The sequence below is a fragment of the Pedobacter suwonensis genome, from assembly GCF_900111825.1.
GTDB classification, from domain to species: Bacteria; Bacteroidota; Bacteroidia; order Sphingobacteriales; family Sphingobacteriaceae; genus Pedobacter; species Pedobacter suwonensis.
This window is the reverse complement of record NZ_FOJM01000001.1, coordinates 61650-87577: the sequence shown is the minus strand read 5'-3', so window position 1 is coordinate 87577 and position 25928 is coordinate 61650. Positions and strand designations below refer to the sequence as shown.

Annotated in this window: 20 protein-coding genes and 1 other RNA gene; 10 read left to right on the top strand and 11 right to left on the bottom strand. The window is 39.1% G+C overall.

The window, feature by feature from the left end; all coding sequences use genetic code 11:
* Positions 1-71: 71 nt before the first annotated feature.
* Positions 72-830, bottom strand: a complete 759-nt coding sequence (locus tag BM107_RS00375) for an ROK family protein (RefSeq protein ID WP_090979022.1) — start codon at positions 828-830, stop codon at positions 72-74.
* Positions 831-985: 155 nt separating this feature from the next.
* On the opposite strand from BM107_RS00375, the gene BM107_RS00370 reads away from it, so the two are divergent.
* From BM107_RS00370 to BM107_RS00335, 8 genes are all read left to right on the top strand, one after another.
* Positions 986-2215 carry a sterol desaturase family protein gene (locus tag BM107_RS00370; protein ID WP_090979019.1) on the top strand — a complete coding sequence of 410 codons (1230 nt, stop codon included), beginning with the start codon at positions 986-988 and terminating at the stop codon, positions 2213-2215.
* Positions 2216-2279: 64 nt separating this feature from the next.
* The gene (locus BM107_RS00365; RefSeq protein WP_090979016.1) at positions 2280-2846 is read left to right on the top strand and encodes an RNA polymerase sigma factor; all 567 of its coding nucleotides are present in this window, start codon (positions 2280-2282) and stop codon (positions 2844-2846) included.
* Between the two features lie 423 nt (positions 2847-3269).
* Positions 3270-4268 (top strand): FecR family protein, encoded by a 999-nt coding sequence (locus tag BM107_RS00360; RefSeq protein WP_090979013.1) that lies wholly within the window; start codon positions 3270-3272, stop codon positions 4266-4268.
* Between the two features lie 123 nt (positions 4269-4391).
* Positions 4392-7889 carry a SusC/RagA family TonB-linked outer membrane protein gene (locus tag BM107_RS00355; protein WP_244278680.1) on the top strand — a complete coding sequence of 1166 codons (3498 nt, stop codon included), beginning with the start codon at positions 4392-4394 and terminating at the stop codon, positions 7887-7889.
* An 11-nt stretch (positions 7890-7900) separates the two neighbouring features.
* A complete protein-coding gene (locus BM107_RS00350) occupies positions 7901-9466 on the top strand; it encodes a SusD/RagB family nutrient-binding outer membrane lipoprotein (RefSeq protein ID WP_090979010.1) in 1566 nt (521 codons plus the stop codon).
* Between the two features lie 22 nt (positions 9467-9488).
* Positions 9489-11129: a DUF5689 domain-containing protein gene (locus tag BM107_RS00345; protein WP_090979939.1), complete on the top strand. Its 1641-nt coding sequence runs from the start codon at positions 9489-9491 to the stop codon at positions 11127-11129.
* 66 nt (positions 11130-11195) lie between these two features.
* Complete coding sequence (locus BM107_RS00340) at positions 11196-12605, top strand: calcineurin-like phosphoesterase C-terminal domain-containing protein (RefSeq protein WP_090979007.1); 1410 nt, start codon at positions 11196-11198, stop codon at positions 12603-12605.
* Positions 12606-12789: 184 nt separating this feature from the next.
* Positions 12790-13689, top strand: coding sequence for a glycerophosphodiester phosphodiesterase family protein (locus BM107_RS00335; RefSeq protein WP_090979004.1), 900 nt, complete (start codon positions 12790-12792; stop codon positions 13687-13689).
* Between the two features lie 80 nt (positions 13690-13769).
* Here BM107_RS00335 and bioD read toward each other — a convergent pair whose 3' ends face one another.
* The 4 genes from bioD to BM107_RS00315 form a co-directional block, all read right to left on the bottom strand.
* The gene (gene bioD, locus BM107_RS00330) at positions 13770-14378 is read right to left on the bottom strand and encodes a dethiobiotin synthase (RefSeq protein WP_090979001.1); all 609 of its coding nucleotides are present in this window, start codon (positions 14376-14378) and stop codon (positions 13770-13772) included.
* Positions 14379-15500, bottom strand: coding sequence for an aminotransferase class I/II-fold pyridoxal phosphate-dependent enzyme (locus tag BM107_RS00325; RefSeq protein ID WP_090978997.1), 1122 nt, complete (start codon positions 15498-15500; stop codon positions 14379-14381).
* Positions 15501-15573: 73 nt separating this feature from the next.
* Positions 15574-16026, bottom strand: coding sequence for a hypothetical protein (locus BM107_RS00320; protein WP_090978994.1), 453 nt, complete (start codon positions 16024-16026; stop codon positions 15574-15576).
* A 79-nt stretch (positions 16027-16105) separates the two neighbouring features.
* Positions 16106-16882 carry an XRE family transcriptional regulator gene (locus BM107_RS00315; RefSeq protein WP_090978991.1) on the bottom strand — a complete coding sequence of 259 codons (777 nt, stop codon included), beginning with the start codon at positions 16880-16882 and terminating at the stop codon, positions 16106-16108.
* A gap of 133 nt (positions 16883-17015) precedes the next feature.
* On the opposite strand from BM107_RS00315, the gene BM107_RS00310 reads away from it, so the two are divergent.
* Entirely contained in the window at positions 17016-17366 is a 351-nt protein-coding gene (locus BM107_RS00310; RefSeq protein WP_090978988.1) for a GIY-YIG nuclease family protein, read from the top strand.
* A 178-nt stretch (positions 17367-17544) separates the two neighbouring features.
* Here the strand turns inward: BM107_RS00310 and BM107_RS00305 are convergent, their stop codons facing one another.
* The gene (locus BM107_RS00305; RefSeq protein ID WP_090978985.1) at positions 17545-20718 is read right to left on the bottom strand and encodes a peptidase MA family metallohydrolase; all 3174 of its coding nucleotides are present in this window, start codon (positions 20716-20718) and stop codon (positions 17545-17547) included.
* Positions 20719-20892: 174 nt separating this feature from the next.
* A complete protein-coding gene (locus BM107_RS00300; protein ID WP_090978982.1) occupies positions 20893-23349 on the bottom strand; it encodes a transglycosylase domain-containing protein in 2457 nt (818 codons plus the stop codon).
* A gap of 139 nt (positions 23350-23488) precedes the next feature.
* On the opposite strand from BM107_RS00300, the gene BM107_RS00295 reads away from it, so the two are divergent.
* Entirely contained in the window at positions 23489-24370 is an 882-nt protein-coding gene (locus tag BM107_RS00295) for a polyphosphate kinase 2 family protein (RefSeq protein WP_090978978.1), read from the top strand.
* Here BM107_RS00295 and rnpB read toward each other — a convergent pair.
* From rnpB to BM107_RS00275, 4 genes are all read right to left on the bottom strand, one after another.
* An RNA gene (gene rnpB, locus BM107_RS00290) (RNase P RNA component class A) lies at positions 24371-24770 on the bottom strand.
* A gap of 39 nt (positions 24771-24809) precedes the next feature.
* On the bottom strand, positions 24810-25127 hold the full coding sequence (locus tag BM107_RS00285; protein ID WP_208864305.1) for a PIN domain-containing protein: 318 nt from the start codon (positions 25125-25127) through the stop codon (positions 24810-24812).
* Positions 25128-25287: 160 nt separating this feature from the next.
* Positions 25288-25467 carry a UPF0175 family protein gene (locus BM107_RS00280; protein WP_208864304.1) on the bottom strand — a complete coding sequence of 60 codons (180 nt, stop codon included), beginning with the start codon at positions 25465-25467 and terminating at the stop codon, positions 25288-25290.
* Between the two features lie 21 nt (positions 25468-25488).
* On the bottom strand, positions 25489-25911 hold the full coding sequence (locus BM107_RS00275) for a c-type cytochrome (RefSeq protein ID WP_090978975.1): 423 nt from the start codon (positions 25909-25911) through the stop codon (positions 25489-25491).
* Positions 25912-25928 lie beyond the last annotated feature (17 nt).

The following is a 25928-nucleotide window of genomic DNA, read 5'->3' as shown; positions in this document are numbered from 1 at the left end:
ATATACCCAAAATTAGGGTTTACAAATTAATATCGGACTTATTGTTGTTAAAAGATTGTAATAAAAGGTTATTATTTTTTAGGTTCGACGGTGAAAATATTGTACTTATCGGCCAGTTTCCAAAGTTTAGCACCTCCTTTAATCCCGTCTCTGTTGGTTACAAGTTTGATATTGTTTTCTAATTTAAAATCGATGTGTTTAGAATTGCCGCCGCCAATATAGAGCGTATCGTAATTAAAAACTGTTTTATAAATTTCGATAATCTTTTTCAACCGCTTATTCCAGCGCTCAGCGCCAATTTTTTCAAAAGCTTTATTCCCGATATAATCATCGTAATCTTCTTCTTTGTTAATCGGGAAATGCGCCAGTTCCAAATGCGGCAGTAGTTCACCATCAAATAATAGTGCCGTTCCAAAACCTGTTCCTACAGTAAAAACAATTTCAAAACCTTTTCCATCCACTACACCTAAGCCTTGCTGATCGGCATCGTTTACCAGGCGCACGGGATGCCCCAGTACATCAGCAACACGCTGTGCAATATCTACATCTTCCCATTTATTTTTCGCCAGGTTCGGTGCAGTTTTAACGATACCATTTTTAACATAGCCCGGAAAACCAATGGAAATGCGGTTATAAGTTTGCGGAAAAGGCTTAACCAGATCCACAATTCCTTTTACGATATCCTTTGGTGTAGCTTCGGGCGGTGTTTTACTTTTTACATATTCATTAAGCATATTGCCGCTTTCATCCAAAAGAACCGTTTTTATACTCGTACCACCAATATCTATCGATAATATATTGTTGTTTTCAATTTTTTTCTCTGTAGCCATACCGCTTTATTTATAATTCCGAAGTTCTACAAATAAATTAAAATGGCAAACATTAAATGAAGATTGATTTACACAAACAAAATAAACTATAAAATCCATGTATTTAATAGAATATATTTATGTTTGTCACGTTAACATAAAAAGATATAAACTCTATGACGGTAAATTACCTTGCCTTTGCTATTCCAGCTTTTTTTATTTTTGTATTTATTGAATTTAAGATCGCCAAATACCAAAAGAAAGCTAAAATCTTCAAATATGAGAGTACGGTTGCAAATTTTAGTGTTGGCATTGCCGAAAGGTTATTGAATTTGTTTATTGCGGCCAGTTTTTATCAGGTCTACAACTGGGTGTATACCAACTATGCGATTTTCGAGATTTCTACTCATTGGTATGTCTGGATATTGCTGCTGCTCTCAACCGATTTTGTCTGGTATTGGTACCATAGGTTGGGTCATGAAATTAATTTCTTATGGGCTGCACATATTGTACATCACCAGAGCGAAGAATTTAATTTGTCGGCAGCCGCGAGGATTACCACCATCCAGGCCATTTTCCGTAATGTATTCTGGTGTATATTACCCTTATTGGGTTTTCACCCGAATATGATCATTACCATACTTTTAGCTCACGGGGCCTACTCATTTTTTACACACACACAATTAGTGGGTAAATTAGGCTGGCTGGAAAATATCTTGATTACGCCTTCTTTACATGGCGTTCATCATGCTTCCGATGAGAAATACCTGGATAAAAATTATGGTGATGTGTTTGTTTTTTGGGATAAACTTTTTGGTACTTTCCAAAAAGAAGAAGAGGCCCCAAAATATGGCTTAACCCATCCTATCAAAAGTTATAGTTTCCTTTGGCAGCATTTTCATTATTACCTGGAAATAGGAGAGGCCTATAAACGTGCAAACGGGTTTAAAGCCAAGTGGAATGCTATTTTTGGCAGTCCGGCATTAATGGATCAAAATATCAGGCCTGTTTTGGAGGAACGTTATGCTCAGCAAAAAAAATATCATCAGGGCAAACCCAGGTTTAAAACCTATTTAAATATACAGTTAGTTGGCATTGTTGCCATGCTTACAGGCATTACCATGTTTTATAACTCGTTAACTTTGGTAAACAAAGTAGCCATATCTACATTTATTCTGCTTACGCTGATTAATTTAGGGGCATTACTGGAACAGCGCAAATGGATTTATTATCTGGAATGCTTCAGGTTAATATTGGTAATTGGTTATCTCTTCTACATTTTTAACATTATCGAACTCATGATATTCCCTGTTGTAGGATTGATCATTCTGGAGCGTCATTTTTCTTTGAACAGGCTGTATAAGAAACACTTTTTCAACTACCAATCCAACACAATTAATACATAGGTAACCTAAAGTAAAAGTTTGCTTAATATTACCGTAACGTTAGCGGGCTACTTTTGCTCGCAAGATGAAGGATGTATATTTAAGCAAAAGTGATGAAGATTTAATGTCTCTGATGATCAATAGAGATAGCCTGGCATTTGAAGCGCTTTTTAACAGGTATTATCCTGCTTTATGTAAATTTACCTCCATCTATATTAAAGACTACAATAGGGCCGAAGAGCTTATTGCGGATCTTTTTATGAAACTCTGGGACAAAAAACACGATTTGCAGATCAGATCCATCAAAAAATACCTGTTTACTGCTGCAAAAAACTTAGCCTTTAATGAAGTTCAACGTATAAAATTCCATATATTGAGTATAAACGACCGTGAAGAGACCCTTAATTATCCAGATACTTATCTAAACCCGCATGAGCAGCTTACCAGCAGGGAATCTTACTCCGAGATTATGGATTTGATTAAACTGTTGCCCGACCGACAACGGGAGGTGCTTTTAATGAGCCGCATAGATATGATGGAAAAAAGCATTATTGCCGATTTACTAGGAATAACGACCAGAACAGTAGAAACCTTACTATACCAGGCCGTGAAAAACTTCAAATTGCTTACTGCGGACCGATCGGCTATTTAATTCTATTTTGTTATTTCTGGAGAAGCATAGGATTGAACGCAATCGTCCTAAAAAGATCATTTATCCAAATATTATTTGCATTAGTTTTTGGAAAGGCTGGTTCAGTTTTCCATAGGGGTCTTCAGCCACGGTATTTGGTACAAGTCCAAATTAGGAATCGGAAGCTCTCCTCCCGACAATCGGGCTTATTTCACCCGTGTAGGTGCCCATTAATTGTAGGTCGACAGGGGCTATGAATTGCTGACCTTTCATTTCCAAACCGAAAACATTCATATTACCTGATGAAATACGCCTTCAACTCATGAACTGATTTGGGTGGATATGCAACCCTTTATACTTAACGATTTGTTAACAATAACTTGATCTTTTTCGCTACGTATCGGCAGGCATTAATCTGTCTTACATTCAGAACCGCATCACTAAATGGACGAACGTTACTACAGATTAATAGAAGATTACAGCAAGAAAACCATCGGCACAGAAGATTTAACTGATTTATTGACCTGGGTAGAAAGTAGCCAGGAAAACCAGCAGATTTTCAGGGAAACCCTAAAAGCTTTTGAAGCGGCAGATCATTCGCTTAACAAACCTGTTAACCAGCAAAAAAGCTGGTTGGCCATCCAACAACATATTGAAAGTAATACTGAACAACCACCACTAATCAAGAAAATTAAATACCACCGCTATCTTAAAATAGCTGCCGCAATTCTGGTGATTACGGTATTGCCAATACTTTATCTTACCCGTTCTCACCCCAAAAAAACGGCAACCATTGCTTACCATGAAATTTACAATCCACGTGGACAGAAAAGACTGGTGACTTTGCCCGACGGTTCCAACATCTATTTAAACGGGGATAGTAAAATCCGGTATGCTTTAAATTTTAATACCGGTAAACGTATTGTCTACCTATCGGGTGAAGCTTTTTTTGATGTACAGCACCGCAGCAAGCAGCCTTTTATTGTACATACAGGAAAAGTAAGCACCACTGTGCTGGGCACCTCATTTAATATCAATGCCTATCCGTCCTCAGGAAATATCGCCATCACCGTACAAACGGGTAAAGTGGGAGTTGTATTTAAGGATAAACGTAAAGCCGCCCCAGTACAGTTCCTTTTACCAAATCAACAACTCAGCATCAACAGCAGTAACGGACAGGCTAATAAACATCAGGTAAATGCGGTTGATTATGACAGCTGGAGGGAATACAAAATCTTTTTTCACGATAAACCCCTGATCGAAATAGCCGAGGTGATCGCCCGCGAGTATGATCTTGATATCGAAATTAAAAAGGAGGCTTTAAAAGGCGTAAAACTTACTGCAAAATTTGATAAATGTTCAGTTAAGCAGATTATGGATGTAATTGCTAAGCTTTCCGACTCAAAATATACCATCTATGAAAATAAACTAATCATTTATTAACGGCAAACTATAAAGATAGATATGATATAAAATTACTAAACCGAAAATTGGCTCGAAATGCTGGACACATTTCAAGCCCTGAAAACTGTATACTCATTTGACAAAGTAAAACTTAGTAAAGATATGAAAATTAATACCCGATGGATTAAAATTTTCCATCAGTATCCCACAAGAATTATGGTAATTATGGCCATAATGATGTTAAATCTGCTCTCTTTCTCTCTAAATACCTATGCACAAAGCGATAAGAAATTTTTATTCGAAGCAGACGGCATCACCCTAAAAAAAGCTTTCGAAAATTTAGAAAAGCTGAGCGGCAATCATATTGCATATAACAATAACCAGCTCAACGATCAGAAAAGGATTTATGTTTCCAGAGGGACAAGATCACTTTTTGAAATACTTGATCTGCTGCTAAAAGGAATGCCCTTTACCTATAAAGCCAGTTCTACAGGGAATATCATTATTACGGCAAAAAATACCAACACCGGTAAAATTAGCGGTAAGGTTGTTGATGAAAACAACGAACCTATTCCGGCTGCTACCATTAAAATTGTTGAACTGAATATCCTTGGACAAACCAATAACAACGGTGAATATAACCTGAATGTAGCCGAAGGCATTTATACTGTTGAAGCAAGATTTATTTCTTATGAAGTTGCCAGAAAGCAGCACGTAAAGGTTAACGTTGGCACAACTACACGTGTTAATTTTAAATTGGTACAAGCTGACAATTCGTTAAATGAGGTGGTAGTTACCGCTTTAGGTATAAAAAGGCAGGAGAAAGCATTAGGCTATGCAGTAACAAAAATTGATAGCAACCAGTTAACAGAAGCCGTTTCTACCAACTGGACAGATGCACTTTCGGGCAAGGTTGCCGGTTTAAACCTGATCAGATCAAACAGCGGCCCGGCGGGTTCAAACAAAATCATTTTAAGGGGCGAAAACAACCTGACAGGTGATAACGAAGCCTTGATTGTGCTGGATGGAGTAGTAATCAACAATTCCGGCGGTAGACGTACAGCCAACAGTTCTGATGGGGTGTATGGAACCGGAAGTGATAATATGCCGGCTGATTACGGAAGCTCTATTAACGACATCAACCCAGAAGATATTGAAAGTGTAACGGTATTGAAAGGACCAGGAGCTGCGGCCTTGTACGGCCAGCGCGGCGCCAATGGTGCCATTATTATCACCACCAAATCAGGAAGTTCAAAACACAAGAAAGTAAACATCAGATTCACTTCCAACGGGTCTTTTGAGCAGGTAAACCGTTGGCCTGATATGCAATATGAATATGGCCAGGGATTAGATGGTGCAGCCTATTATTCTTATGGTGCAAGTGCCGATGGTGCAAGTACAAGCGGAACCAGCTCTGCCTATGGACCGCGTTTTGATGGCCAGATGTTTTTCCAGTACGATCCGGTTACACAAACTGCAGGTAAAACCAGAACACCCTGGGTACCTTATAAAAACCAGATCAGGGATTTCTTCACTACCGGCGACAATTTAACCAATTCCCTGAGTTTAGATGGCCGCTATAAAAATACCACAGCCCGCTTTTCGGTTACCAACCAGAACAATACGTGGATTGTACCCAACACTGGCATAGAGCGTACCACGCTTACCTTATCTACCAATACCGATGTAACCTCTAAATTAAAAATCGCCACAAAAATCAATTATGGCAACCGCTTTAGCGATAACTTACCTGGTGCAGGTTATGGTAATCAATCGTTGATGTATTGGTTTATTTTCTGGCAACCGAATGCAAGTTTGGACTGGATCAAAAACTATTGGGCAAACGGACAGGAAAATAAGGTCATCAAATATCCGTTCAGTTCATTTCCTGAGAACCCTTATGCAGTTGTTAACGAGTTTATCAATAGGACAAGACGTAATAACATCACGGCGAATATTCAGGCTAGCTATCAGTTTACAAAGGAACTGAGCCTATTATTAAGGTCCAGTATTGATTATTCAAACGAAAGGCGCGCGCAGGATCGTCCGTACGATGCCGGTAGCCGGTTACCTAAAGGTTCAACCCGGCAACAACACATCAATGCGCAGGAAACCAACATCGATTTCTTGTTGAGGTACGATAAAAAAATCAATAAAAACTTTAGTATCAATGCTTCTTTTGGTGGAAGTGAGTTAAGAAATAAATATAACAAATCAGATTTACGCGCCGATGGTTTGATCGTACCGGATATTTACGAATTAACCAACAACCTTTATCCTTTAATTTCTATTCCAGATACCAGCCGATATAGGATCAATAGTTTTTATGGAGTTTTATCTACCAACTACAAAAACTACTGGTATGTGGAGCTTACCGGACGTAAAGACTGGAGCAGTGTATTGGCTACGGCCACCAGGACAGATAATGTTGGGTTTTTCTATCCGGCAATCAGCACCAGTTTTGTGCTTTCAGAATTCTTCAAACTGCCTAAAGCAGTTAGCTTTGCTAAGTTAAGGGCATCAGTTTCGCAGGTTGGTAGCGGTGGCACCACGCCTTATCGTACAGCCTATACCTATTCACTGGCGTCTAATGGCACTTATCCTGACAGCTCGCTTGTAAATCCAACCATTTTACCAAACGAAAACTTAAAACCGCTTAAAACTACCACCTATGAAGTAGGCACTGAAGTAAGTTTATTTAAAGGCAGGTTAGGTTTTGATGTTGCTGTTTACGCCGGAAATACCAAAAATCAGATTCTAACCAGAATCATTGACCGTTCAACAGGCTATAACCAGGCATTGATCAATGCAGGGCAGGTAAACAATAGTGGTGTTGAAGTAGCCTTAAATGGAACACCTGTTGTTACCAAAAGCGGTTTTAAATGGACCATGAATGCCACTTTTGCTTCGAACAAAAATGTAATTAAAGCCTTAACAGATAGTTCGATTATCCTGCGTACCGGTCCGGTTGCAGGTGGCCAGATTGTGGCTAAGGTGGGCGGTAGTATGGGTGATTTATATGGCAGGGGATATTTGCGCGACCCACAGGGTAATGTAGTTTACGATGCTACCACAGGATTTGCCAAAATCACCAATGACGTGGTTTACCTGGGCAATACCATGCCTAAATACAAATTCAGTATCGGAAGTACTTTTGCTTATAGAAATATCAGTTTAAACGTGCTGTTCGATGCGCAGATAGGTGCAGTTGCACACTCTTTATTAAACTACAAAATGGTTGAGCAGGGTAAATTAACCAGCACACTGCCGGGAAGATATAATGGTATTATAGGTAATGGTGTAGTTCAGCTGGCAGATGGCTCTTATGTGCCAAATACGACAGTTGCTTATGATATTGATGAATATTACCGCTCGCATGCCGGTACGGATAACGCAGAGGGTAGTACTTTCAGTACCGATTTTATTAAATTTAGGGAAGCTTCTTTAAATTATAGGTTCAATCCACGTTTTCTCAAAAGGATTGGTCTCTCCTCCGCAACTTTTGGGGTTTATGGCCGTAATCTTTTCATATGGTCGCCATGGCCTATGTTTGATCCGGAATTTGGAACGCTTAGCGGTTCTGATATCGTTACCGGTTTTGAGATCGGTCAGTTCCCATCAACCAGAACTTTTGGTTTCAATTTATCAATTGGCATATAATCTTTTAAAACATGAAAAAGAATCTATATAAAATTATTGCAGGTTTAATGGTATCGGCTACTACACTTTCATCATGCGATAAAAACTTTCAGGAAGTTAACACCGATCCGATCAATATCCTGTCCACCACACCTGATAAATTATTGGCTCCGGCACTGGTGAATACTTTAACCAGCGGAATGGTTCGTAACCGTAATTTTAATAACGAACTGATGCAGGTAACGGTCAGTATCAGCGATGGTGACGGAACCGTTTTTAGGTACGAATACAGAAGCACCTTTTCTGACTATTTATGGAATGCCTGGTATGTTCAGCTTACCAACTTTAAAGATATTTACAAATTAGCAAGTAAACCCGGCATGGAAAACAAATCATATCAGGGCATTTCTTTGGTTTGCCAATCATGGGTTTACTCCATGTTATCAGACACTTATGGCGATATCCCATATTTTCAATCCAACGAGGGCAGCAGCGGCGTTTTAGAGCCTAAGTTTGATAAACAGAAAGATATTTATCTGGATATGTTTAAGAAACTGGAGGAAGCCAATACCTTGTTAAGTTCAGGCGTTGCGATAACCCCGTCAAGCGATCCGGTATTTAAAGGGAATATAGCCAAATGGCGGAAATTCTGTAATTCACTGTATTTAAGATTATTGCTGAGGGTATCGGGCAAACCGGAAGTTTCGGCACAGGCAATTGCCAAGATCAAGGAAATTGTAGATACCAATCCTGGCGATTATCCGGTCATGGCAAACAATAGCGAATCGGCAACTTTACCATGGACTGGTTTAACCGGAACAGATCCTTATGTAAATCCTTATGTAAATGGGGTTAGGGTACAGGATTTCAGATCTCCGGCAATTGGAAGCTTTTTTATCGAGCACTTAAGAGACTGGGCTGATCCGCGTATTGATGCCAATTCGCCAAATGGTGATGGAGGAGCAAACCGGTTAGGAATTGCGCAGGGGCCACAAGGATATTCAGGTGTGCCAAGCGGTTATGCCGTTGGTGCCGGGGTGGTAAAACAGGCTTATTTTTATTCATATGATCAGGCCCTTGGCAGCAGCACTTATGGTGCAAGATCTTTACAGCAATCGCCTAAAACAGGCATTTTGATGAACTATGCGGAGCTTCAGTTTATTTTGGCTGAAGCTGCAGTAAAAGGCTGGATCAAAGGGTCAGCGGCCAATTATTATAATGCTGGCATTGCCAATGCCATTAACTATTGGGTACCTGCATTTACCACTTCAACTACATCAGCAGCATTTACCAAATATGTTACCGATGCGGATATCGATTGGGACAATACCCAATCTACGGAAGGTAAAATGGAGCAGATACACCTGCAGAAGTACTTTGCACTATTTCTTGTTGATATGCAGCAATGGTTCGAATACCGCCGTACCGGTCATCCGGTTCTGCCAAAGGGGCCAGGGTTAAGAAATGGCGGGGTAATGCCGGCACGGATGACTTATCCGGTGTATGTACAGTCTGCAAATCCAACAAATTACCAACTGGCCGTAGCAGAGCAGGGACCTGACGCAATCAATACCAACGTATGGTGGCAAAAACCTTAACACACAATTAAAAATGATTAAAATGAAAAAGATAATATTCTATAGCTTAACTTTTCTGTCACTGGCCTTAATATGGTCTGGATGTAAAAAATCAAATTATCCTGGTGGTGTTATTGGTGATTATGTACCACTATATGATTTAAGGAACCTTTATAAAGGATCAGATGTTACGCTTACCAATGAGAACATGTTTGGATCGAGCAGCATAACCGGCGTAGTGATATCAGACCATTCGGGTAAAAACCTGCCTGAAGGCCTACTTATTATACAGGACAGGAGACGTTTAGGCTTAATTAGAGGTATCTCTGTTGCCATCGGTGCTGATGCCTCGAAATATGTTCCGGGCGACTCTGTTGGGATAAGAGTTGAAGGCGGAGTCTTAAAAAGGGTAGATGGAATTTTGCAGGTTACGGGTGTTCCGGCCAGTGCGGTTACCAAAATCGCATCCAATGTGCCGATTCCACCCAACCGGGTAGGAAGTAGTTTTATACTGGCCAAACCTAACGATTACGAAAGTACCCTGGTTGCGATTGTAAAAGCTGGATTTGAGCCTGGCGCCGGCCCTAATGATACTTATGCGGGTGATAAAACCATCAACGACGGTTTTGATAATTTTACCCTGCACACGGAGGCAACGGCCACTTTTGCCAACACGGGCGGACTTAATTTCAACGGAAATTATTATGGAATCATTTTTAACACCGTTACCGCAAACGGAACGTTAAAACCGCACCATAGAATGCGTACCATCAAGGATGCGGTTGCTTTGAGTTCTACACCAGATATTGCTTCGGCTATTATAACAGGTTATATGGCTGATGCTGAGGGCGGTGATGGAAATTATGAATACATGCAATTTATGGCCACCAGGGATATTGATTTTTCGGTGACTCCTTTCTGCGTAGTAGTAACAAACAACGCAGGTGCATCATCGCCAACAGGCGTGTTCCCGATAAAAGGGTGGGCAACCGGTGCTGACGCATTGAAAAACCCGACAGGATTAGTAGCGAGAACCTACAAATTTGATTTAACTTCTGGTAAAGCAGCAAAGGGCACATTCTTTTATGTAGGCGGATCTTCTAAGATGATCAATGGATCAAAATCAAAATCAATTGCATCCGCCAATTGGATCAAGGCTAAAAATTATACTTTAGCTACTCCTGCTGAAGCACCTGCAGGTAATGGAGATGGTTTTGGTTTATATACATCAGGGTTATTTGCCAACTCGGGAAATGCCTCAGGCTTTGCCATTTTTGAAGGTACAACGGTTAACGTGAATACGGCACCAATAGATGTGATTTTTATAGGTAGTGGCGGCAGTTTGTACAATGCGCCTTCGGCAGGCTACAAAATTGCCAATACCGACTTTTACGATAAGATCAATCCGATTACACTTGCCCCTCAACCATATTACAGAAGCGGTGAAAATACGTTGTGCTTCAATTATCAGCTCCCTGCCGATCAAGGTTTCTGGAATAAACTTGGTGGTATTTACAACCCATCATTGGGTAAATGGGTCAAAGCCAGAAGCCAATCGGATATTGACCTTAATACTTCATCAACCCTCGAAGATATTGAAGGCACATCTTTGGTGAGAATTATAAATGCGGTGACCGGAGAATATATTCGCACAGACACCATTCCACCAACCAGATTGAAATAAACTATCCTAACCACAAAGAAAGCCATGCGTTTTCTTTGTGGCTTGTAATCCCAATTTTACGTCAACATGAACAGAAGATCATTTATACAAAAATCAACTTTATTAACCTCCACTTTATTTGTTAGCTTAAAATCCTTTCCCTCATCGTTATTCGCTGTTGATGGTCTGGTAAGCGGTACTGTAACCAGTAAAGGTAAAGCCGTGGCCGGCGTTGTCATTTCTGACGGCTATAGCGTAGTACAAACTGACAGAAGTGGTAATTACGAACTAAAACTTCACGAACTGGCCCGTTTTGTATGGATCAGTACACCATCAGGTTATGAATTTCAGACCGAAAGCAGCATTGCCCGCCATTATTATAAGCCAGATACGGCAGGTAAACTAAACTTCGATCTCAAACCACTAAAACAGAATGATAACAAACACAATTTTATCATTTGGGCCGATCCACAGGTAAAAACCAAAAAAGATGTGCAACAAATGATGGAAACTTCGGTGCCTGATACGCGGGAGGTCGTAAAAGGAATGGGAAAAACACCTGTTCATGGCATTGGTGTAGGTGACCTGGTATGGGACAACTTAGCGCTTTTTCCAGCGTATGATGAGGCAATTGCGCAGATTGGTATTCCGTTTTTTCAATGCCTGGGTAACCATGATATGGATTACCGCATGGGTGATGATGATACTTCAGACCGTACATTTCAGGCGCATTACGGGCCAACCTATTACTCTTTTAATAGGGGAAAGGCCCACTATGTAATTTTAGATGACGTGCGCTACCTTGGTGTAGAGCGGACTTATGATGGTTACATTACCCCAACACAATTAGCATGGCTGACTAAAGATTTACAGTTTGTTCCGAAAGATGCTCTTCTTATTGTTTGCCTACATATTCCTGTACATAACTCGGTAAAAAACAACGATGATTTTTATGCTGTTTTAAAAGATTTCAAAAATGTGCATATCATGTCAGGCCATACACACTTTAATAAAAATGTAATTAAAAACGGCATTTATGAACATAACCATGGTACAGTATGTGGTGGCTGGTGGACAGGTCCCATTTGTGGCGACGGGACACCGCGTGGTTATGGTGTTTATGAGGTAGATGGAACGGTGTTGAAATGGTATTATAAGTCAACCGGTGAAGACCGTAAAAAACAGTTGAGTATCTATGTAGATACGCTTACCAATCAAAAAAGACTAATCGCAAATGTTTGGAATTATGATCCTGAATGGAAAGTAGAATACTTCTTAGACGGAAAGGCGATGGGCGCTCTGGCCATTCAGGATGGATTCGATCCTTTATCGGTAAAATTGTACCAGGGTGATAAATTGCCAAACCCCAGACCATTTGTTGAGCCGGTGTCTACAGACCATTTGTTTTTAGCCCATTTTAGCCCATCGGTTAAAAAGGTAAAAGTAGTGGCCACGGATCGTTTTGGAGAAAAATTTGAAGCCGAAGCTGATGCTTAGTCGTCATGCCAGCCATCCGGAAAGCGGTACCGACAAATAGTCCTCTTTAAATTAGAATCTTTTTTTAATCAATCCCGTCAGATGATAACATCTGACACCATTAAAAATTAATTATCGTGCTGTTGGATATTGCCATCCGACAGCTAATTAACTTACTAAGACCTTTTAAAATTCCTTTTTTGATATGAACCTTAAAAAAACAGCAGTAGTTATTCTTCTGGCTTCATTGGCCATAAAATCGCAAGGCCAGGAAGTTAAATTTCCGGCATTCAGTGCCGAAGCACACCGGGGTGGACGGGGTTTAATGCCAGAGAACAGCATTGAGGCGATGTTAAATGCAATTAAAATTGATGGCATTACCACTTTGGAAATGGATACACATATTTCCAAAGATGGTAAGGTGGTGGTTACACACGATGATTACCTGAGCCCGGCTTTTATGCTTACACCTGATGGAAAAGATATTCCGGAAACAGATGCCAGAAAATACTGCATTTTTGGAATGGACTATGCCGACATTAAACAGTTTGACCTGGGCACTAAATATTTTGCGCAATTCCCGCAGCAGCAGAAAATAAAGACACATTTACCTTTACTTTCTGATTTGATTGACGCCGTACAAAGCGATATTAAACATAACAAACGCAAACAGTTTTTCTATAACATCGAAACGAAGTGCAGCCAAGGTGGTGATGGGGTAACCAATCCTGATCCGGATAAATTTGTCAAGCTTTTGATGGATGTAATCATCAAGAAAAAAATTTCAGATTTCGTGGTAATACAATCTTTTGATAAAAGGACAATTCAGATTATCCATGAGAAATACCCAAAAATAAAAACTTCTTTTTTGGTAGCCAATAAAAAAACATATGAAGCAAATATTGCCGATCTGGGATTTAAACCATTTATATTAAGTCCGCTATGGCAAATGGTAAACGAAGAACTGGTTAAAAAGGCACATGCAGATAGTGTCAAAATTATTCCATGGACGGCAAATACCCTGTCCGATATTCAGAAACTAAAGGCTTTACAGGTAGACGGAATTATTTCTGATTATCCGGATATTTTAGTGCAGGCAAAATAATTGCTTGTTGAGATTACTGATTAATGGCAGATTAAATGTTTATTGGTCGAGATCGAACAGATCTCGACCAATGCTGATCATTAAATCACTATATTTTCTCCGACTGAAGCAATATGCGCTTTATCAATCTGATCTAAGCCAGGTATGTAGCCTAGCTTTTTTATTTTGGTATACTGAAAGATATATCTTTCGGTTTCTTCATTCTCAGTACCATTAAAAATGATTCCTTTAACAGGAATTTCGTATTGCCTGAGTAAATTGACCGATAGTAAGGTGTGGTTAATACTGCCCAGATAATTTTGTGAAACCAATATTACTTCTACTTCCAGTTTTTTGATCAGGTCTACAATCAGCTCCGTTTCGTTTAGAGGTACCATTAATCCGCCAGCACCCTCAATAATTAAGTTGTTGTTCGTTTCAGGAAGATTAATTTGATTAAGGTCTATTTCAATACCATCTAATCTGGCTGATAAATGTGGTGATAGGGGCTGTGTTAATCTGTAGCTTTCAGGATGTATAACGGTACGGCTATTACTCACTAAACTATTTATTGTTATGCTATCGCTGGTTTCCAAGTCTCCAGACTGAATGGGTTTCCAATAATCGGCTTTTAATTTTTCAGTCAAAATAGCACTAACCAATGTTTTTCCGATACCTGTCCCAATACCGGTAATAAAATATTTATTCATTTAATTTAATTCTTTGAGGTGATTAACCAGTAACTTAATTTCTTCGTCGGTATTATACGTATGAAGGCAGATCCGGAGCCTTTCTTTACCTGTCGCTACTGTAGGACTCAATATTGCCCTTACATCAAAGCCTTTGCTTTGTAAGCTGGCGGCGGCTTTTTTGGTTGCTTCATTTGATGAAAATAAAACTCCCTGGATGGTGCTTTCGCTATCAAGTGCTTTAATATGATGTTCTTTTAATGCTTTTCTGAATACGGTAATTCTTTGATGAATTAACTGATGATCAATTTCACACAAATATTGATATGCGCAATTAACCGCAACGATATTATGAATGGGTGCAGCTGTAGTGTAAATGAATGATCTGGCAAAATTAATAAGATAGTGGCGAAGGTTTTTACTTCCTAAAACGACCGCTCCGTGTACCCCCAATGCTTTACCGAATGTTACAATACGCGCAAATACGCCCTCAGTTAAGTTAAAGTGATTGATTAATCCCTGACCTTTTGCGCCAAAAATACCGGTGGCGTGGGCTTCATCTACAATCAGATTAGCATCATACCGCTCACAAAGATTTGATATGGCCGGTAACGGGGCTATATCCCCGTCCATAGAATAAACGCTTTCTACCACAACGAATATGTTTCCTTTTGCCAGTTTCAGTTTGCTTTCCAGATCGTTTATATCGTTATGATAAAATTTAAATCGTGTAGCATGGCTTAATCTACAGCCATCGATGATACTTGCATGAATCAGTTCATCTGTAATTATAGTATCGCCACGTTGTGGAACGCTGGATAACAGCCCTACGTTGGCATCATACCCTGAATTAAAGATCAATCCGCTTTCGGCCTGGTGAAAATCGGCGATGAACTGCTCTGTCTCTTCGGTAAACCTGGTATTTCCGCTTAATAATCTTGAACCACCGGCGCCGTTCAGGTGATGTGGCATGGAGGCGAGGGTAGTATTCATCCTATCCTTTAATTCACCAGATCTGGCAAAACCCAGATAATCGTTGGAACAAAAATCAACAGGAGGGATGTTTATCGATAAATTCCTGATCGAAAGTTTATCTTTCCGTTCCTGAAGCTTACCGCTAATAAACTGTTCAACTTTACGCATCGCCCAAAAGTAAAAAAAGCGTCCCGAATAATCGAAACGCTTTCCAAAATATAATTAATTACTGCTTTACTATTTACCCTTGTGCAGGAGGATTGGAAACGACAGGTTCTTTATCTCTTTTTCCTCTTGTACCCATGCTTTTTCTCATTTTCTCAACTCTTTCTTTCGCCTCTGCACGGAAAGCATCCATTTTAGTTTTCTGATCAGCAGTTAAAATAGCATCTATTTTAGATTTTTGCTCATCCATTGCTGCTTTACGTTCTTTCATCTTGCCTTTCATATCGCCTTTATCAGCAGATCTCCAGGCTTCCAATTTCTTTGCATTTTCCAACTCAATAGCGTAAATCTTACTTTTTTGATCAGCGGTCAGGTTAAGCTGTTTTTCCAATCTTGAGGTCACCTTTTCTGCTCTTTGTTCAGCCGTCATTTTAGGCATTGCCCGTCTTGCGTGTTTTGTTGTGTCTTGCGCAAATGTAGCGGTTAAACCCATTACCGCAATTGCCACTGTTAAAATTGCCTTTTTCATGTTATGTTTTTTTATGTGTTTTTAAATCAATAGATATAAAAAATTACAAACAGTTTAATTGGCACTTGTTAAAAAAATGTTAATTCTTATTCAATTGAGAAATTGATTTCTGCATCTGCGCCATCATTTGTGTCAGTGTTTCCATTGTTGGATCTGGGGCAGGCTCAGGTAATGATGTAGATATATATGCCTTGGCTTTCCATATTTCCAGAATATCATCTGCTGCAATGGTGTAAGGATCATATACTTTATTATCTGATATCAGTTTCAAATCCTTATTTTCCCTGAAACGGTTACCTGCTCTTTTATATACTACCCCTTCATTTTTACTGATCACAATATAGGTTTCACCGGTTTTTACTTCATTCCAGTTATCGAGGTACTCGCCGATAATGATGCTTCCCGGTTGTACCGGTAACATACTATCGCCCATGATTTCAAAAGCCCTGAAAGTACCTTGTCTTAACGCAGGCAATGGAAGTTGAAATTTAGGCAAATCGCTAATGTACTGCGGATCTGAAAACCCGTTTAAATAACCGGCACTTGCTTTAACCGGAACCAATTCGATGTTTTCGCGGTCGTTCTGATCTACAGAAATGCTTAGCACCCGAAGGTTAGATCCCTGGCTTTTTGGCTTAGGTTTCCAGCTGTCAGATATTTTTTCATTAATGAATTCATCAATGGTCAGATCAAAGTATTCAGCTATTTTTTTTAGCAAATCATATTTAGGTTCCGCCCGGTCTTCCTCGTAAGCCCCGATAAGCGATCTCTTGATTTCCATAATATCAGCGAAATTTTGCTGCGTAAGGCCTTTTTTCTTCCTGAGGTACTTTAAATTATTTGAAATATTTGACATAAAAATAAATTTTAAAATAAATTTGGAATTACTAAAATAGTTAGTAATTTTATGCTCATAAAGTTAGTAATATTATTTTGATTTGCAAGAAAGTATACTAAATAGTTTAGTTTTAAATTTTAAACATAAGATCATGAAAAAATTTGTTTATATCGTTACCGACAGAAACCGTACAAGTATGCACGTAGGCATGAGTTCAGATTTGATCAAAACCCTTGATTTCTACAAACAGATGCCAAACTTGTTTTTTGATAACGGTCAGCAATTAACCCGTTTGGTCTATTTTGAGGAATTTAAAACTGAAGCACAGGCTTTGATACGCTTTAAATCAATTAGCCGCTTTACACGTATGCAAAAAGAACGTTTGGTAAGATCCTGTAATCCGGATTGGATTGATTTAACCATTGGTCTTGATTTCGAAAATATCCTGCTACACCGCAATATCAATAACCAGGTTAAACTCTCATTTACAAGCCTCTCTTAGCCAGGTTTAAGCTTTAACGCTTGCCGATTGAATATGAATCATGATCTATAAATATATAAAAATGCTTGAATGATCAGGATTGGTCACCCTGATCATTCAAGCTAAAATTAATATTTATAATCTAAAGGCTAACAGATGATTAACTGATTCGATTATTAAATCGATCCCTTAACTCAATTTACCACCCTGGCGCAAACGTTAAACCGAATACTCCGGTTTTAACATCTTTTCTTTGAAAAGGGATCGCGTAATAAGGTTCGAGTACAAAATAGCCAAAAACATTAACCCTTAAAGAAATACCGACACTCATTGCCGGCACACGCTCTGTTGTAGCCTGATAGGTAACCGGCTTTCCCTTTTCGTCAACAACCGGTTTTTTATTTGCGTCTAAAACAGGTTGAGTTGTATAAGTTGGTTCACCTTTAAATTTTACCTGGGTATCATTCGTCCAGGCCAGTCCTGCATCAAAAAATAAATTCAAATCTGAGAATAAAAACTTAGAAGGTATAGCTGTTAATTTTTTAGGCCCTGTAAATGGCAGTCGTACTTCGAAATTAAAAACAGCTATTTTACTTCCTGTTAGCTGGTTAATATCAAAAGATTCTGAAGACTGTGCAGAAGTGCTTTTGTAAATGGAGTTTGATTCATACCCCCTGATCAGATAGGGATAACCAACATACATTGGGTAAAGCCTGTCTGCATCTTTACCAATTCTTAAGGTATTATAACTTCTTACCGCAAATGTTACCGGCTTAGCCCTCCAATATTTACGGAGATCTGCTGTTACACCGGCGAAGTTGTAAGTGCCTAAATATTTTTCGCCGCTTACCCGGTACCTGAAACCATCAAGCGGACCGGTAAGACCGAATATTGAATTATCACCTACAAATCCGGCATTTAATTGATACAGTGTAAAAGAATTAAATGGAATTCCATAATCATTAGAAGCTACATCGTTAGAAATCCGGCTCCGATCTGAACCAATGTAGTAACCGTCAGCGTTATAGTAATTGCTATATCGATCAATCCTATAGCCATAATGCGAAAATGAACCGCCTAACTCAAAACGATGTATTTTACTAAATGGATAAGCCCCAAAAACCTGAAACTGATCTTCAAAGGTCCTGATAATATCTGTCCGGTCTGCCAGTGCATTAATGGTAGTATTATCTCCTGTGGGTATGTTTTGATAGCCATAAGACCTAAAACCAGATACGTAAGGGATATGCGAAACGGCTGCCCCCCAGTTTATCCTGCTTTTCTGATTAATGTAACCAACTAATCCACCAGCATCGTAAATTTCACCATTTACAGAAATATTGGCAATAATTTGATTGGTACCCAGAATATCGCTGAACATGCCTACAATTCCGCCAGCAACGCCGGTTCCAAAACGACTGGTTGAAACACCTACACCGCTATTTGCTAAATAATCTAACCTGAATTTTGGTTTATAAGGTACCGTTTTCATGGAATCGGCAACTATTTTTTCGAAACGGTCGAAATTATTTAAATTAGAATTGATGATATTTACGCCAATGTTTTCCATTGGAGGAAGAATGGCAGCATCAAAATTTTCTTCGTGATTACCAATTCTTTTCGCTGTAAAGCTGCTTAATTTAGCATTATAAAGGGTATAACGCTGGTAGCGATAATAACTATAAACAATATCATCGGTTGCCGACACCGAAATGGCAGGAGAAAATTCGGTAATCCCGCTAATTCCAGTAAAATAATCGGTTAACTGATCAACCGAATGATCAGCAAAGTTGTATTTATACAAATTCCTAAACCCATCTCTATTTGATAAAAAATAGATATTTTGGCTATTTGATGAGAACTGGGCATTCAGGTTGTTAGCTCCAGGGAAAACATCTAAATTACTTACTGTTTTAGTAGCAATATCATAAACAGCAAGGTTTATAGGCAGCACGGCATTAATTGTATTGGCCTGAATGGCTGCTCTATCAGACGAAAACACCAGTTTCTTACCGTCAGGCGAGTAATTTGGGGCATAATCAGAATAAACGTCATTGGTAATCTGAGTTACTGCTTTGGTATCCAGATTATAAGAAAAGATATCACTTTGCCCTTCAACCATACCTGAAAAAGCAATATCTTTTCCATTTGGTGACCAGGTTAAATTACCAAACTGTTGTACCTGCCCCATGGCCGTTTGAGATATGGTAGATCCGTTTGAAACATCGATAATCATCATCTGGTTTTTACCATGACTGAAGATGCTAAAAGCAAATTGTTTGCTATCCGGCGACCATGCGCCAGCCGATTCTATAAAATTGAAATCATCAATATGCCCATTGGAGATCTGGCTGCTGAGTTTTCTGATAATCTTACCGGTTTTGGCATCGGCGAGAAATAAATCTATACCAAAAAGATCTTTCTCAGACATAAATGCCAAATATTTTCCATCCGGACTTAGGGCAGGGGCGACGTTCATATTGCCGGCATTTTTATTGTCGATAATTTTTGTACCGGTAATTTTAATCTGCGAACTATCTGCTTTCAACATCGGCTTATAATGTGCATCAATGGAATTTTTCCATAAACCCGATAATGTTTTATCATCATACCCGAAGGTATACCTTATGGCATTTTCATAACCATATTTTGCCGTATTCTTGAATAGCGGAACAATGGTGGTATCGCCATATTGGGAACCGATGTAAGTCCAAAATGCCTGACCATAACGGTAAGGAAAATATTTATTGGAATTGGTTAAATCTTTTAACGAAGGTATATCACGGTTCAACATGGCATCGCGCATCCACATGGAAGTAAATGCATCTTTTTTTCCGATGGATAAATACTCAGCCATCCCTTCAACCATCCATAGTGGCGTTTGTCCGACGTTTTCTAAACTGATCGAATCTTTCTCTAACAGCAAATGGTATTGAAAAGCATGAACCAGCTCATGGCCTAAAACGTGTCTGGTTTGGCTATTCAACTCCATAACAGGCATAATTACACGGTTTTTTAACGCCTCGGTAACCCCACCGGTACCGATTCCAATTTCTCCGTTAAGTACCGTTGTTTGCTGGAAATCGGGATGGTTGTTATATAGAATGATAGGATTTTTCTTTAAAAAAGTATCTCTAAAAACTTCCTGGTGCATTTTGTACCAGGTTTCGGCTTCCTGCGAAAAACGTTTTAAAAGTTTATCGTTCTTGATATAATAATAGATCTCAAAATGAGGCGTTTGTAAAACTTTGAAGTCGAGTTTTTTATATCTAACCTTATTTTGTCCAAAGTATTGGGCCTTACCTGAAAAAGAAAGAATAAGCAGGAGCAACAAAGGAGAATATCGCCTAAATAAAGTAGAGCCTATTTTCATATATGTGGTTTTAGTGATGTCTGTTCAAAAAATTATGAAAATGAAATGGTAAAAAGTTCTGGAAATAAAAGTAGCAATTGTTTAAAAGAGTATTAAAAATTTAACACTTTTTTAAAATTATACTCGCTATTTTACACGTATGGTAAACTATTTTTGTTATTTCTGTCCAACAAACTATTGCTGATTAGTTTCTTCGTTTTTCTTTTTCTCCTTCTCTTCCTGACGTTGTTTTCTTCTCAGTTCACGTTCTTCTTTTCTGGTAAGTGGAACGGTAGGAGTAACGGGATTTTGAACAGGATCTGTCTTCTTTTCTTCTTTTTTAACTTCAGGTTCATTGTTTACAGGCTCAGTAGTAACCGGCAATTCGGTAGGGACGGTAAAATCAGTAGAATCAACAGCTACACTATCAGTTGATGTAGTATCCCTAACAACTCTCGGACTAGGACAATTGTAAGTACGGGTAATATCAACGGTAGCTTTTGGAAAAGGGCCATAAGTATAACCTGAATTTGGGTCGAGGTATACCTTTTCCATAAACTTTGCAAAAATAGGTAGTGCCGTTCTTGATCCTTCTCCCTGTTCACCATTTTTGAAGTGTGCGGTTCTTTCGTCGCAACCCACCCAAACCCCGGTTACCAGATCTTTGGTTAAGCCCATGTACCAAGCATCTACATAATCGGATGAGGTACCTGTTTTACCGCCAATCTGATTATTTTTTCTGAACAAGTCTGGCCATTCCCACAATGCCTGTGAGGTACCTTCAGGTTCTTCCATACCACCACGGAACATATAGGTCATTAACCAGGCGATTTCTTCTGACAGAACCCTTTTTGTTTTAGGCTTAAACTCGTCAATCAGGTTATTATCCTGATCGGTAATTTTTTCCACTAAAATGGGATCTGTTTTAATCCCCTTATTCATAAAGGTAGCATAAGCCTTTACCATTTCGTAAACGGTAACATCATTCGAACCTAAACTTACGGAAGGTACAGACTCCAAATGGCTGTCAATCCCGCATTCGTGTGCATACTTAACTACATTATCCCAACCCACCTTTTCGGTTACCTGTGCAGTAATGGTATTTACCGATTTAGCCATTGCCCAGCGCAAACTCATTTCACGGTAAGAAACACTATAATCGGCATTTTTCGGTTCCCAATATTTGGTTTCACCTTTGTCCTGATAAGCAATTTTAACCGGTTTATCGGTAAATTTATCGCAAGGACTCATCCCTTGTTCTAAAGCTGTTAAATAAGCAAATGGCTTAAAGGTAGAACCTGCCTGGCGTTTAGCCTGATTAACGTGATCATATTTGAAGAATTTGTGATCGATGCCGCCAACCCAAACTTTAATTTTTCCACTTGCGGGCTCCATGGTCATCATTCCGGTATTCATGATTTTTCCGTAATAACGGATCGAATCCAGAGTGGAGAACAAAGTATCACGATCGCCTTTATAGGTAAAAACCTGCATCCTTTTCTTTTTATTGAAATAGGCAGTAACAGAATCCGGATGGTTGGGGAACTTTTTTTGCAAAAGTGCATAAATCGGCAGGTTTTTCATCGCTCTATCCGGATAATCAACTTTGTGTTTTTCCGAATCGTACCATGGATCTTCATTGCCCCAAACGCTGTAAAACCTGCGCTGCAAAATTCTCATCTGATCGGCAACAGCTTCTTCAGCATATTTCTGCAGTTTTGAATCGATAGTGGTGTAAATTTTTAGTCCATCCTCATACAGGTCGTAACCATTATCAGTACACCATTTCTCTAAATATTTTGCCACAGCTGCCCTCAGATAAGAATCGCCGTCGCTGCCATCCTGCATTTTACCTTCCTTTAATTTAACAGGCTCCTTTGATAATTGGGTCAAACTATCTTTGCTTAGGTAGTTGTACTTGTTCATTTGTGCCAACACTACATTTCTTCTTTCCAAAGCTTTTTCAGGATTTTTGGTTGGATTATATAAGGTAGTTCCTTTTAACATCCCTACAAGCATCGCTGCATCTGTAGTGGCCAGGTCTTTGGTTTCTTTATCAAAGTAAATCCTACTGGCCGTTTTTATGCCGTAAGCATTGTTACCGAAAGAAACGGTATTCAGATACATGGTAATGATATCGTTTTTAGAATAGTTGGCTTCTAATTTTACCGCCGTCATCCATTCCTTTAACTTTACAATCAAAGTTCTCACCAAAGGTATCTTAATCAATAATCCCTGCGATTTATTGTAACGCGTACGGTAGAGGTTTTTGGCCAATTGCTGGGTAATGGTACTGGCACCACCATCTTTCCCTAAGCCAGCAACTGCCCGCCCCACGGCCTGCACATCAATTCCCCAATGTTTATAAAAACGTACATCTTCAGTAGCAACCAGCGCATGTATTACACTCGGTGCAATATCATTGTAATTTACAGGCGTTCTGTTCTCTTTAAAGTATCTTCCAATTAGTTTGCCGTCTGCAGTGTAAAGTTCAGAACCCACACGTAGCGTAGGTGCTTTAATATCCCGAACACTTGGTGAATAGCCAAACAACCATAAAAAGTTTAATTGCAGAGCGGAAAAGAAAATTATTATAAAAAATAAAACTATGGCAAAATAACGTAAGTACTTGTTTTTTATCTCTTTAAACATATTGGATAAGATAATCTTAAGGTAAAAGCTGTGGCGTTAAATATAAAAAACTCTGTATGCAAATTAACGGATTTAATTTACTTATTTTTTAGTTCTATATTTAAATTATCGACGCATCGGTTTACCTGGAAATAATATAATGATGAAAAACGAATTTAAAGGCTTAATTGTACAGGGAGATAAGAAATTTTCCTTAAAAAACCATAAAACTGATTTTACAGGCGGTTATAACAAAGAAAAAGCGAAAGATGCCCTGGTAAACTCGAAAATATCGCTGAGTCATTTACAGGAAAAATTGTATGCCTCCGCGAAACATGCGGTACTGATTATTTTCCAGGCTATGGATGCTGCCGGTAAAGATAGCGCTATTGAGCATGTAATGAGCGGGCTAAACCCACAGGGATGTCAGGTTTATAGCTTTAAAACGCCTACGCAAAAAGAATATGAGCACGATTTTTTGTGGCGACATTATAAGGCGCTGCCTGAACGTGGACGAATCGGGATCCATAACCGTTCCCACTATGAAAATGTATTGGTTTGCAAGGTGCATCCCGAATATATTTTAAACGAAAATATACCAGGCCTTAGTGATGTTAAAAAGATCAGCAAAAATTTCTGGCAACAGCGTTATAAGAGCATTAAAAATTTCGAAGAACATTTATCCGCCAATGGAACAGTTGTTTTAAAGTTTTTTTTAAATGTAAGCCGGGATGAGCAAAAAAAACGCTTTTTAGAACGTATTGATGACCCCACCAAAAACTGGAAATTTTCTTCAGGAGACATTGAAGAAAGGGCATTATGGGATCAATATATGAATGCCTACGAACGTGCAATTAACGAAACCAGCACACCGGAATCGCCCTGGCACATTATTCCTGCTGATAAAAAATGGTTCGCCAGGCTGGCAATAAGCGAAATTATTGAAGACAAATTAAAAAGCCTCGATTTGAAATTTCCTGTATTAGGTGAGGCGGAAGATGCTAAACTTGGCGAAGCCAAGCGCATTTTATTAAGTGAGTAAAAAAAATGCAGGTCTATAAGCCGGGTTCTGTCTCCTGATCGCTCAGGATTTCTATCATTTATCTACTATAAACGTTGCCGTTTATCTCTAACGACCTACCCACTAACATCGGACGGGCAGCCCTTTATCCCGACGGTAAGTCAGGATGTTAGCCTATTTGGTCTTTCAACTCCCGGGGTTTACAAACCACTGCAGTCGCCTGCAATGCTCGTGCGCTCTTACCGCACGTTTTCACCCTTATCCCGATGTAAAACCGGGACGGTATATTTTCTGTTGCACTAATCCGTGGTCCAGGTTTTCATTCCTGAACCCCTTTCCGTTAGAAAGCGGGATGCCCTGCGTTGCCCGGACTTTCCTCTCTTCCGATTTTATTCGGAACAGCGATAGAACAACCTGCATTTTGCGCAAAGATGGGTTTTTTATTACAATAGTCATAATACTATTCATTAGCGAATGCATATATTTCATTTAGCACCTTTTGAGAAAATCTAAAATTTGTCCGTTGTATTTTTTGAAAGACAGGTTTAACTGAAGTAATCAAACCAACATTTTTTGCCTTTAAAATTATGCCTAATGTACCCGTGTAAAGAAGCTGTAACCGTTCGGCTGTTTTTCTCACCTTATTATCATCTAAAATGAGATGAGAACTTTCTGATTCTGTTGCTAATGCAATAGCACTTGCTTCACCAGCCTCGAGATCCAGGGAATTTTGAAATGAAATGTTTTTTGGTGTGCTGATTTCAATCCAATCAGGCAAAGGGGAACCAAATTCCTTTGCGATTATAGTTGTGGTGACTAAGAGATTTTAAAAGATTAAGCTCTCCGATATTTTCCAATAAAATGAAACAGGTTGTATCAGCGATTACGATTTCTTATTTTTCCTGCATCTTTTAACATTTCTGAAACAGAATAATTGATTAACGAACATCATAATCTGAAAGTAATTCAGAAAAGATACGTACAGATAAGTCAGCCATAGCAGCAGCTTGACCCAATGATAATTTTCCAGATTCATACAGCTTTGCTGCGATAAAATGTACCGTATCATGCTCATGCCTACCTAAGCTATCTGGAACTTGAAGAGTTATCGTTGTCACTTTAAATATACGTAATAATATTTACTTGCAATTCTCCAAATCTGTTGAAACCTGCGAGTAAGGCACAAATCCCTGCTTATTGCCAAATGAATTGGTAATGTAAACCATTACCTGCGCCACATCAATATCAGCCAGTTCCGGAAAAGCAGGCATTTTTTCCATGTATTCTTTCCCGTTAACAACTAATGATTCATTTACTCCATTTTTAATGAAACACGCTAAACGGGATTTATTTGCCTTTAAAAACACAGAATCAGTTAACGGGGGAGCGAGCTGACCCAAACCCTCACCATTTTCACCATGGCAGTTCTGACATTTAGTTTTATAGATATCTTTTCCATTCGACATGTAGTTCTGTAGGTCAATGGTTTCCTGATTCTGGCAGGAAACGATAATGCCAACCAGTGAGATAAAAAAGAGTGCATTGATAATGTACTTACGCATGGATGTTTATTGTAAAA

Excerpts from the sequence above, each read along its gene's own strand:
- BM107_RS00375 (WP_090979022.1), bottom strand. The coding sequence starts at position 830 with ATGGCTACAGAGAAAAAAATTGAAAACAACAATATATTATCGATAGAT.
- BM107_RS00370 (WP_090979019.1), top strand. The coding sequence starts at position 986 with ATGACGGTAAATTACCTTGCCTTTGCTATTCCAGCTTTTTTTATTTTT.
- BM107_RS00365 (WP_090979016.1), top strand. The coding sequence starts at position 2,280 with ATGAAGGATGTATATTTAAGCAAAAGTGATGAAGATTTAATGTCTCTG.
- BM107_RS00360 (WP_090979013.1), top strand. The coding sequence starts at position 3,270 with ATGGACGAACGTTACTACAGATTAATAGAAGATTACAGCAAGAAAACC.
- BM107_RS00355 (WP_244278680.1), top strand. The coding sequence starts at position 4,392 with ATGAAAATTAATACCCGATGGATTAAAATTTTCCATCAGTATCCCACA.
- BM107_RS00350 (WP_090979010.1), top strand. The coding sequence starts at position 7,901 with ATGAAAAAGAATCTATATAAAATTATTGCAGGTTTAATGGTATCGGCT.
- BM107_RS00345 (WP_090979939.1), top strand. The coding sequence starts at position 9,489 with ATGAAAAAGATAATATTCTATAGCTTAACTTTTCTGTCACTGGCCTTA.
- BM107_RS00340 (WP_090979007.1), top strand. The coding sequence starts at position 11,196 with ATGAACAGAAGATCATTTATACAAAAATCAACTTTATTAACCTCCACT.
- BM107_RS00335 (WP_090979004.1), top strand. The coding sequence starts at position 12,790 with ATGAACCTTAAAAAAACAGCAGTAGTTATTCTTCTGGCTTCATTGGCC.
- bioD (WP_090979001.1), bottom strand. The coding sequence starts at position 14,378 with ATGAATAAATATTTTATTACCGGTATTGGGACAGGTATCGGAAAAACA.
- BM107_RS00325 (WP_090978997.1), bottom strand. The coding sequence starts at position 15,500 with ATGCGTAAAGTTGAACAGTTTATTAGCGGTAAGCTTCAGGAACGGAAA.
- BM107_RS00320 (WP_090978994.1), bottom strand. The coding sequence starts at position 16,026 with ATGAAAAAGGCAATTTTAACAGTGGCAATTGCGGTAATGGGTTTAACC.
- BM107_RS00315 (WP_090978991.1), bottom strand. The coding sequence starts at position 16,882 with ATGTCAAATATTTCAAATAATTTAAAGTACCTCAGGAAGAAAAAAGGC.
- BM107_RS00310 (WP_090978988.1), top strand. The coding sequence starts at position 17,016 with ATGAAAAAATTTGTTTATATCGTTACCGACAGAAACCGTACAAGTATG.
- BM107_RS00305 (WP_090978985.1), bottom strand. The coding sequence starts at position 20,718 with ATGAAAATAGGCTCTACTTTATTTAGGCGATATTCTCCTTTGTTGCTC.
- BM107_RS00300 (WP_090978982.1), bottom strand. The coding sequence starts at position 23,349 with ATGTTTAAAGAGATAAAAAACAAGTACTTACGTTATTTTGCCATAGTT.
- BM107_RS00295 (WP_090978978.1), top strand. The coding sequence starts at position 23,489 with ATGATGAAAAACGAATTTAAAGGCTTAATTGTACAGGGAGATAAGAAA.
- BM107_RS00275 (WP_090978975.1), bottom strand. The coding sequence starts at position 25,911 with ATGCGTAAGTACATTATCAATGCACTCTTTTTTATCTCACTGGTTGGC.